This window comes from Kitasatospora sp. NPDC048239 (assembly GCF_043202015.1).
GTDB lineage: Bacteria > Actinomycetota > Actinomycetes > Streptomycetales > Streptomycetaceae > Kitasatospora.
In genome coordinates, this window is sequence record NZ_JBICZP010000046.1 from 1 (window position 1) to 2,115 (window position 2,115).

Annotated in this window: 2 protein-coding genes; both read left to right on the top strand. The window is 74.7% G+C overall.

Annotated elements, in window-relative coordinates:
• Nucleotides 1–396: phosphopantetheine-binding protein (locus ACGFZP_RS39415; protein ID WP_392942307.1), on the top strand; the 396-nt coding region annotated here is incomplete at its 5' end.
• A 53-nt stretch (nt 397–449) separates the two neighbouring features.
• The coding region (locus ACGFZP_RS39420) for a type I polyketide synthase (RefSeq protein WP_392942310.1) at nt 450–2,115 on the top strand (1,666 nt) is incomplete at its 3' end.

Sequence of the window (2,115 nt, forward strand, 5' to 3'; positions counted from 1 at the left end):
GACCAGCCGTTCAAGGACCTCGGCTTCGACTCCCTCACCGCCGTCGAACTCCGCAACCGCCTGCGCACCACCACCGGACTCCACCTCCCCACCACGCTGGTCTTCGACCACCCCACGCCCGAGTCGCTGGCCGCCCGCCTGCTGGAGGACCTGGCCGTCCCCGAGTCGGCGGACGGCCCGGACGGCGCGGCCCCGGCGGGGCTGGACGCCCTGGAGGCGGCCATCGCCGAGGCCCTGGCGGTTGAGACCGCCGTGCCCGGCCCGGTCCTGACCCGGCTGCGCGGCCTGGTCTCCCGACTGGAGGCGAAGGCCGGGGGCCCGGAGGCGCCGGCGGTCGACCTGGAGAACGCCACCGAGGACGAGATCTTCGCCCTCATCGACGGCGGATCAGCCTGACGTCACGTCAGTTCGCTGGACCAGTAAGAGAATCCGAGGAAGGCAGAGGCGACATGGCAGACGAACAGAAGCTCTTCGAGTACCTCAAGCGGGCGACCGCCGACCTCCAGGACACCCGCCGGCGCCTCCAGGAGGCGCAGGAGCGGGACCGGGAGCCGATCGCCGTGGTCGGCATGGCGTGCCGCTACCCGGGCGGGGTGGAGTCGCCGGAGCAGCTGTGGCGTCTGGTCGCCGACGGCGCGGACGCGATCGGCCCGTTCCCGGACGACCGGGGCTGGGACACCGACGCGCTCTACCACCCCGACCCGGAGCACTCGGGCACCTCGTACGTCCGCGAGGGCGGATTCCTGCGCGGGGCGGCCGACTTCGACGCGGAGCTGTTCGGGATCAGCCCGCGCGAGGCGCTGGCCATGGACCCGCAGCAGCGGCTGTTCCTGGAAACGGCGTGGGAGTCGCTGGAGCGGGCCGGCCTGGACCCGACCGCGCTGCGCGGCTCCCGCACCGGGGTGTTCGTCGGCGCCTCCTCGCACGACTACGCGACCCGCACGCCGCAGGTGCCGACGGCCGTCGAGGGTTACGTGATCACGGGCGCGGCGGCGAGCGTGCTGTCCGGGCGGGTCTCGTACGTCCTCGGGCTGGAGGGCCCGGCGCTGACGGTGGACACGGCCTGCTCCTCCTCGCTGGTGACGATCCACCTCGCCGCCCAGTCGCTGCGCCGCGGGGAGTCCGAACTCGCCCTGGCCGGCGGGGTGGTGGTGATGTCGACGCCGAACATCTTCGTGGAGTTCAGCCGGCAGCGCGGGTTGGCGCCGGACGGCCGGTGCAAGCCGTTCGCCGCGGGCTCGGACGGCACGGGCTTCGCCGAGGGCGTCGGCGTGGTCGTCCTGGAGAAGCTCTCGGACGCGCGCCGCAACGGGCACCGGGTGCTGGCGGTGCTGCGCGGTTCGGCGGTCAACCAGGACGGCGCCAGCAACGGGCTCACCGCGCCCAACGGCCCCTCCCAGCGGCGGGTCATCCAGGAGGCGCTGGCCGGCGCGGGGTTGGCGGCGCACGAGATCGACGTGGTCGAGGCGCACGGCACCGGGACGGTGCTCGGCGACCCGATCGAGGCGCAGGCCCTGCTGGCCACCTACGGCCGGGAGCGCGAGCACCCGCTCTACCTGGGGTCGATCAAGTCGAACATCGGGCACAGCCAGGCGGCGGCCGGCGTCGCGGGCGTGATCAAGATGGTCGAGGCCTTCCGGCACGGCGAGATCCCCCGCACCCTGCACCTGGACGCGCCCTCCCCGCACGTCGACTGGTCGGCGGGGAGCATCGAACTGCTCGCCGAGCACACGCCCTGGCCGCAGACCGGGCGGCCGCGCCGGGCCGCCGTCTCCTCCTTCGGCATCAGCGGCACCAACGCCCACCTCATCCTCGAAGCGGCCCCGGCGGCCGAAGCGGCGGGACCGGCGGACGCCACGGAACCCGCATCGCCCACGGCGGCCACGGTGTCAGCGGCATCAGCGGAGGAGGAGCAGGGCGCGGCCCCGCTGATCTGGCCGCTCTCCGGCCACACCGGCCCGGCGCTGCGCGAGCAGGCCCGGCGGCTGCGCGCGCACCTGGACACCACCACCGCCACCCCCGCCGACACCGCCCACGCCCTCGCCACCACCCGCACCGCCCACCCCCACCGCGCCACCATCACCACCACCGACCCCACCGAACTGCGCACCGCCC